The sequence below is a fragment of the Brevundimonas sp. genome, assembly GCF_031412435.1.
Taxonomy (GTDB): domain Bacteria; phylum Pseudomonadota; class Alphaproteobacteria; order Caulobacterales; family Caulobacteraceae; genus Brevundimonas.
In genome coordinates, this window is sequence record NZ_JANODA010000061.1 from 1 (window position 1) to 7,082 (window position 7,082).

Annotated in this window: 7 protein-coding genes; 3 read left to right on the forward strand and 4 right to left on the reverse strand. The window is 66.6% G+C overall.

The window, feature by feature from the left end; genetic code table 11:
• Window positions 1-817: cobaltochelatase subunit CobS (gene cobS / locus RMO01_RS11990; protein WP_309629291.1), on the forward strand; the 817-nt coding region annotated here is incomplete at its 5' end.
• Window positions 818-888: 71 nt separating this feature from the next.
• Here the strand turns inward: cobS and RMO01_RS11995 are convergent.
• The gene (locus tag RMO01_RS11995) at window positions 889-1,467 is read right to left on the reverse strand and encodes a DUF2239 family protein (RefSeq protein ID WP_309629292.1); all 579 of its coding nucleotides are present in this window, start codon (window positions 1,465-1,467) and stop codon (window positions 889-891) included.
• A gap of 158 nt (window positions 1,468-1,625) precedes the next feature.
• Between RMO01_RS11995 and RMO01_RS12000 the strand changes: the two genes are divergently transcribed.
• On the forward strand, window positions 1,626-3,389 hold the full coding sequence (locus RMO01_RS12000; protein ID WP_309629293.1) for a hybrid sensor histidine kinase/response regulator: 1,764 nt from the start codon (window positions 1,626-1,628) through the stop codon (window positions 3,387-3,389).
• Here RMO01_RS12000 and RMO01_RS12005 read toward each other — a convergent pair.
• Window positions 3,386-3,748: a phage holin family protein gene (locus RMO01_RS12005; protein ID WP_309629294.1), complete on the reverse strand. Its 363-nt coding sequence runs from the start codon at window positions 3,746-3,748 to the stop codon at window positions 3,386-3,388. The two genes, RMO01_RS12000 and RMO01_RS12005, sit on opposite strands and share 4 nt — an antisense overlap.
• 149 nt (window positions 3,749-3,897) lie before the next feature.
• On the opposite strand from RMO01_RS12005, the gene RMO01_RS12010 reads away from it, so the two are divergent.
• Window positions 3,898-4,206 (forward strand): CsbD family protein, encoded by a 309-nt coding sequence (locus tag RMO01_RS12010; protein ID WP_309629295.1) that lies wholly within the window; start codon window positions 3,898-3,900, stop codon window positions 4,204-4,206.
• 196 nt (window positions 4,207-4,402) lie between these two features.
• On the opposite strand, the gene clpA is transcribed toward RMO01_RS12010, so the two are convergent.
• Together clpA and clpS are read right to left on the reverse strand one after the other, a co-directional pair.
• Complete coding sequence (clpA, locus tag RMO01_RS12015) at window positions 4,403-6,715, reverse strand: ATP-dependent Clp protease ATP-binding subunit ClpA (RefSeq protein ID WP_309629296.1); 2,313 nt, start codon at window positions 6,713-6,715, stop codon at window positions 4,403-4,405.
• A gap of 14 nt (window positions 6,716-6,729) precedes the next feature.
• Entirely contained in the window at window positions 6,730-7,062 is a 333-nt protein-coding gene (clpS, locus tag RMO01_RS12020; protein WP_309629297.1) for an ATP-dependent Clp protease adapter ClpS, read from the reverse strand.
• Between the last annotated feature and the right edge of the window lie 20 nt (window positions 7,063-7,082).

Here is a 7,082-nt window from a genome sequence, read left to right on the forward strand (position 1 = left end):
CGCCGGGTTCGCCTTTGATCGTCGGGTGATGGTCCAGGGCTATCACGGCACCGGCAAGTCGACCCACATCGAGCAGGTGGCCGCGCGCCTCAACTGGCCGATGATCCGGGTGAACCTGGACAGCCACGTGTCGCGGATCGATCTGGTCGGCAAGGACGCCATCGTCCTGAAGGACGGCAAGCAGGTCACCGAATTCCGCGAAGGCATCCTGCCCTGGGCGCTCCAGCGCCCGGTCGCGCTGGTGTTCGACGAATACGACGCCGGCCGCCCGGACGTCATGTTCGTGATCCAGCGCGTACTCGAGGCCCAGGGTCGCTTGACCCTGCTGGACCAGAACCGCGTCATCCGCCCGAACAAATGGTTCCGGCTGTTCGCCACGACCAACACCATCGGTCTGGGCGACACCTCGGGCCTGTATCACGGCACCCAGCAGATCAATCAGGGCCAGATGGACCGCTGGAACATCGTCACCACCCTGAACTACCTCGACCACGACGTGGAGGCGGAGATCGTCGTCGCCAAGGCGCCCGAGTGGAACACCGCCGACGGCAAGCGCGCCATCGCCGCCATGGTCCGCGTGGCCGACATGACCCGCAACGCCTTCATGAACGGGGACATCTCCACGCTCATGAGCCCGCGCACCGTGATCACCTGGGCCCAGAACGCGACCATCTTCGGCGGCGACCTCGGCCTGAGCTTCCGGCTGACGTTCCTCAACAAGTGCGACGAGCTGGAACGGCCGACCATCGCGGAGTTCTACCAGCGGGCGTTCGGGGAGGACCTCCCCGAGGCGGCGACGCGGGTGAAGGTGGGTTAGGCTCTCGCGCACATGCGATAACCTTCTCCTCCGTGCACCCTGGCGAAGGCCGGTGTGCACTGTGAATGGAGTTAACCCTCCACCCCGTTCCGCCACGTCCGCCCGGCCAGCATCCGGACGTGCTCCCGCACTCCCTCGGGCCAGGCCTCGACCGCCGCATCGAACGCGGTCCAGTCCCCCGCGAACAGCATCCGCGTCGCCTCCTCATACCCCGGCAGGTCCCCCGCCACGGCGGTCATGAAGCGATAGGCCGCCTCCCGCCCCTTCCGCACCCGGTCCGGCCCTTCGGCCTCGCGCAACGCCCCTTCGACCAGCTTCCTCAGCGCCACCGACGCCCCGCCGGGCTGGGAGGCCAGCCAGTCCCAGTGGCGCGGCAACAGGGTGACCTCGCGCGCCGTCACCCCCAGCTTCGGCCGCCCCGGCCCCCGCTTCGGCTCCTCCAACGTCGGCGCCAGGCGGGCGAGCACGGCCTCCAGGTCGCCGCGCAGGTCGAACTCGACCGGCCGGGCGTCGGCGTCGTCGAAGACCAACACGCTCTCGCCCGCCTCGACCGCCGCCTTCACCGCGCCGACGATCTCGCGCGGCGAGCCCGACGCGATCCGCCGATGGCCGGCGAAGGCGGTGCAGGATTTCACATCAGCAGCGGTCATGGCGTGCTCCTCAGGCGACGACACGAATTTACCCGGACAAAACATGGGCGTCAATATCGCCCGGACACAATCTCGGAAATGAAAGTTTCCCTCATTGACCGCTCCTTAAAACACGCCCGTCAAGCTTGACCGCAGTCGAAGCGTCACGGTGAGTAGGCATGGTCCGGAACAGTGAATATGTGCGGGCCTACGCCAGCCGTTACGGCGACATGTTCCCGGTGCGTATTGCCTGTATCGTCGGCATCGCCGCGGTCGCCTTGTGGCTGCTTGACTGGACCTGGGCGCTCAACTTCGCCGCCTTCCAACTCAGCCTCTATGCCGTCCTGTGGTCACGGGTCGACACGGCGCTGCGCCATCCCGAGGCTCCGGGCGCCTTCCAGTCGCTGAAGCGATGGACCGAGGGGCTCACCCTGGCCCTGTCCCTGCACATCGGAGCTGTCGTCCTGATGCTGGTGGCCTATCAGCCGCTCTACCAGAGACATGCCGTACTGCTCATCATCGGCAATCTGATGGTCGGCGCGCTTCAGGTTCACATCAGCCGCCTCAGCTTCGCCGCCGCCGTCTTGCCGGCCTCGATCGCCTTCGGCTTTCTCGTCTGGCGGCGCTCAGGCGACGATATCGCCCTGATGGTCTGCGTCGCCATGTTCGTGGCCGGCGTCATCGGCGCCGCCTGGCGACAGATGCAGACGGACCGCCAGGCCGTCGAGCTTCAGGTCGATCTGACCGAGCGCACCTCCGCCCTTGAGACCGCCCTGGTCGAGGCCGAGGCCGATCGCGCCCGGGCCGAGCGCGCCAATCAGGCCAAGTCACGCTTCCTGGCCATGATCAGCCACGACGTCCGCACGCCGCTGAACATCATCATGGGCGTGGTCGAGGTGCTGAAGCGCAAGAAGCGGGCGAAGGCGGAGACCGAGCTGGTCGCCGACATGGGTGACGCCGGCGCCATGCTGCTGCGTCTGCTGAACGGCGCCCTCGACCTGTCCAGGATCGAATCCGGCCAGGTCGAGGTCCGCCTCGCCCCCGTCGACGTTCGCGCCGGAATCGAGGGCATCGGCCGCGTCTGGCGCCACCGCGCCGAAGAGCTGAACCTCGACCTGCAGGTTGAGTGCGATGGCGATCCGGCCGACTTCTGCGTCCTGACCGACGAGGGCCGGATCGAACAGGTGGTCATCAACCTGCTGTCCAACGCCCTGAAGATGACGCCGAGGGGGACGGTTCGCCTGCGCGCCCGCGCGCGTCCCGCCAACGACGGCGCGAGCATCCTCGATTTCGAGATCGAGGATCAGGGCCCCGGCGTGCCGGAGGCTCAGCGCGAACGCATCTTCGAACCCTTCGAACAGCTCGACGACGGCCGCGCCGTCGGCGGCGCCGGCCTCGGCCTCGCCATCTGCCGCTCCAGCGTTGAAGCCATGGGCGGCGCGCTCGGCGTCCGCGAAGCCGAGGGCGGCGGGGCCGTCTTCTGGTTCCGGATCACTGCCGAACGCGCGGCGCCCGTCGCGCAGGCCGCCGACCCGACCGCCCACGCCTCCACCGGCGCCCTGTCGGTCCTGGCCGCGGAGGACCACCCGGCCAATCGCAAGCTTCTGGCCATGATCCTGGGCCGGTTCGACGTCGAGACGACCCTGGTCGAGAACGGCGCCGAGGCCGTCAAGGCGGCGGCCGCCCACCGCTACGACCTGATCCTGATGGACGCCATGATGCCCGTCATGGACGGCGTGGCCGCGCTCCAGGCGATTCGCGCCACCGGCGACCGGGTTCCCATTCACATGCTGACCGCGAACGTGTTCGAGGAGGATGTGGCCCGCTACCTCGCCGCCGGCGCCGACGGCGTGCTGCGCAAGCCGCTCGAGATCCCGGCCCTGCACGCTGTCCTTGTCCAGGTCGGCGAGACCGTCGCCCCGCCACTCCGTAGGGCCGGCTAGTTGTCGCGGACCCTGCGATCGTCCGGCACGATCGACCCTGCGATCCAGCTGACCACCCCGGTCACGATCGCCGCGCCCACGCCGGCCCACAGGCCGTCGACGACGAACCCGCCCAGGAAACTCGCCACGATCCCGATCGTCGCCGCGTTCACGACCAGCAGGAACAGGCCGAAGGTGATCACCGTCAGCGGGAAGGTGATGAAGACCAGCACCGGCCGCACGATGGCGTTGACCAGCCCCAAAAGCACCGCCGCCGCGATCAGCGACCCGGTCGACAGGAACTCCACCCCCGGCACCAGATATGCGGCCAGCCACAGCCCCAGGGCCGTCACCACCGCCTGAAGGATGAATCTCAGCATCTCGTCGTTCCCGCTTTCGCCATTATCGTCACGCTTGATATCGCCATGCCTTAACGGGCTCGCAAGGACCAATCTTCAAGGAACCTGAGCGGTTCGTGCGCGCTATCCCGACACGCCTCCCCGGCCCACCATTCTGCAAGGATTTCGACATGACCGACGAACGTATCGAAGGCGCCGTCACCGGCGTGAACGGCAAGCTGAAGAGCGGCCTCGGCAACCTGACCGGCGACACCAAGCTGCAGCTCGAAGGCAAGTTCGACGAAGTGAAGGGCAAGGCGCTCGACTACTACGGCCGCGCCATCGACAAGCTGGACACCCTCTCGGACCGCGCCCCTGAAGACCTGCGCGGCCCGGTCAAGAGCGGCCTGGACTTCGCCCGTCGCAAGCCTCTGCTGACCACCGGCATCCTCGCCGGCATCGCCTTTCTGATGGCCGGCTCGGGCCGCCGCCGGTACTAGGCCTCCAGCGCCAGACAAACGAAAGGCCCGGGATCGCTCCCGGGCCTTTTGCAATTCAATCCTCCCCCATCGGGGGAGGTGGCGCGGAGCGGCTTCGCGAAGCGACGGAGGGGGCTAACCCCAAACACCGGGTCTGCAGCTGGCCCCCTCCACCACTTCGTGGTCCCCCTCCCCCGACGGGGGAGGATTTGCTCGACTAAACCGCCACCCCGTCGACCGTCTCCTTCACCAGACCGCCACTGGCGGCCTTGATGTCGAAGACGATCTTGCCGTCCTTCAGCTCGACCTTGACGTGGCCGCCGCGCGTCAGGCGTCCGAACAGGATGTCGTCGGCCAGCGGCTTCTTGATGTTCTCCTGAATGACCCGGCCCAGGGGGCGCGCGCCGTACAGTTCGTCGAAGCCGTTCTTGGCCAGCCAGTCGGCCGCATCGTCGGTCAGTTCGATCGTGATGTTCCGGTCCGCCAGCTGGGCTTCCAGCTGCAGCACAAACTTGGTCACCACCTGACGGATCACCTCGGGCTGCAGCGACTTGAACGACACCACCGCATCCAGACGGTTCCTGAACTCCGGCGCGAACAGGCGCTGGATGGCCTTCTCGTCCTCGCCCGAGACCTTGCCCCGGCCGAAGCCGATGGAGGCCCGTGCGTTGTCGGCGGCGCCGGCGTTGGTGGTCATGATCAGGACCACGTTCCTGAAATCGACCTTCTTGCCGACCGCATCCGTCAGCATCCCGTTGTCCATCACCTGCAGCAGGATGTTGTAGACGTCCGGGTGGGCCTTCTCGATCTCGTCCAGCAGGACCACGGCGTGCGGGTGCTGGTCGACGGCGTCGGTCAGAAGCCCGCCCTGGTCATGCCCGACATAGCCCGGAGGGGCGCCGATCAGACGGCTGACCGTGTGCCGCTCCATATATTCCGACATGTCGAAACGCAGCATCTCGATGCCCAGGGTTGAGGCCAACTGCTTCGCGACCTCGGTCTTGCCGACGCCCGTCGGCCCGGCGAACAGGAAGGAGCCGATCGGCTTCTGCGGATCGCGCAGGCCGGCGCGGGCCAGCTTCATGGCCGAGGCCACCTGTTCGATCGCCGCGTCCTGACCGAAGACGGCCCGGTTCAGGTCGGTCTCCAGCTCGCGCAGGCCCTCGGTGTCGGACTTGGAGACCGACTTCGGCGGGATGCGCGCCATCTTGGCGACCACGGCCTCCACTTCCTTCTGGCCGATGACCTTCTTGCGCTTGTTCTCGGGCAGCAGCATCTGCGACGCCCCGGCCTCGTCGATCACATCGATCGCCTTGTCCGGCAGTTTGCGGTCGGTCATGTAGCGGGCCGAGAGTTCGACCGCTGAACGGATGGCTCCGTCGGTGTAGCGCAGCTTGTGGTGACCTTCGTAAGCCGTCTTCAGACCTTTGAGGATCTTGACCGTGTCCTCGACAGTCGGCTCGTTGACGTCGATCTTCTGGAAGCGACGCACCAAGGCGCGGTCCTTCTCGAAATGCTGGCGGTACTCCTTGTAGGTCGTCGACCCCATGCAGCGCAGCGTGCCCGACGCCAGGGCGGGCTTCAGCAGGTTGGACGCATCCATCGCCCCGCCTGAGGTCGCGCCCGCGCCGATCACCGTGTGGATCTCGTCGATGAACAGGATCGCGTCCTCGTGGTTCTCCAGCTCCTTGACGACCTGCTTCAGCCGCTCCTCGAAGTCGCCGCGATAGCGGGTTCCGGCCAGAAGGGCGCCCATGTCGAGCGAGTAGATGGTCGCGCCCTTCAGCACGTCAGGCACCTCGCCCTTGACGATCTTCAGGGCCAGACCTTCCGCGATGGCCGTCTTGCCGACGCCCGGCTCGCCGACCAGCAGCGGGTTGTTCTTGGTCCGGCGGCACAGGATCTGGATCGCCCGGTCCACCTCGGCGTGACGGCCGATCAGCGGGTCGATCTTTCCATTCTTGGATTTCTCGTTCAGGTCGACGCAGTAGGCTTCCAGCGCCTCGCCACCCGACTTCACGGCGGCGGCGTCCTCGGCCTCCTCCGGCGACTGGCCACCGGTCTTGGCCGGGCGTTGCTCGCTCATGCCCGCCTTCTTGGCGATGCCGTGGGCGATGTAGTTGACCGCGTCGTAGCGGGTCATGTCCTGCTCCTGCAGGAAGTAGGCGGCGTGGCTCTCGCGCTCCGAGAAGATCGCCACCAGCACATTGGCGCCGGATACCTCCTCGCGCCCCGACGACTGGACGTGGATCACCGCGCGCTGGATCACGCGCTGGAAGCCGGCGGTCGGCTTGGCGTCTTCGCCGTCCGAGGTCGCGAGCGCGGCCAGGTCGGTGTCGACATAGAGCGTCAGCGCCGTCTTCAGCGCGGTCAGGTCGACGTTGCAGGCCTTCATCACCGCTGAGGCGTCGGCGTCATCGACCAGGGCCAGAAGCAGGTGTTCGAGCGTCGCATACTCGTGGCGGCGTTCGTTGGCGTAGGAGACCGCGCGGTGCAGGGTCTCTTCGAGAGGACGTGAAAATGAGGGCATGGGAGCTTATCCTCTCAGTCTTTTTCCATCGTGCATTGCAGCGGGTGCTGGTGACGCCTGGCGGTTTCGATCACCTGGGCCACCTTGGTTTCGGCGACTTCATAGGTGAACACCCCACAGACCCCGACGCCATGCTGATGCACATGCAGCATGATGCGGGTCGCGTCCTCGCGGCTCTTCTGGAAGAACCGCTCCAGCACATAGATTACGAATTCCATCGGGGTGTAGTCGTCGTTCAGGATCAGCACCCGATACAGCGAGGGCTTCTGAAGCTTCGGTTTCGTCTCGGTGACGGTGCCAGCGCCGAAGCCCTGATCCTGTCCTTCACCTGGCCTTTTGGTTGGCATCGTCGTCCGTCATTTCGGGG

What these genes read in the sequence shown, in the direction of transcription:
- clpS (WP_309629297.1), bottom strand. Translation starts at nt 7,062, where the DNA reads ATGCCAACCAAAAGGCCAGGTGAAGGACAGGATCAGGGCTTCGGCGCT.
- clpA (WP_309629296.1), bottom strand. Translation starts at nt 6,715, where the DNA reads ATGCCCTCATTTTCACGTCCTCTCGAAGAGACCCTGCACCGCGCGGTC.
- RMO01_RS12010 (WP_309629295.1), top strand. Translation starts at nt 3,898, where the DNA reads ATGACCGACGAACGTATCGAAGGCGCCGTCACCGGCGTGAACGGCAAG.
- RMO01_RS12005 (WP_309629294.1), bottom strand. Translation starts at nt 3,748, where the DNA reads ATGCTGAGATTCATCCTTCAGGCGGTGGTGACGGCCCTGGGGCTGTGG.
- RMO01_RS12000 (WP_309629293.1), top strand. Translation starts at nt 1,626, where the DNA reads ATGGTCCGGAACAGTGAATATGTGCGGGCCTACGCCAGCCGTTACGGC.
- RMO01_RS11995 (WP_309629292.1), bottom strand. Translation starts at nt 1,467, where the DNA reads ATGACCGCTGCTGATGTGAAATCCTGCACCGCCTTCGCCGGCCATCGG.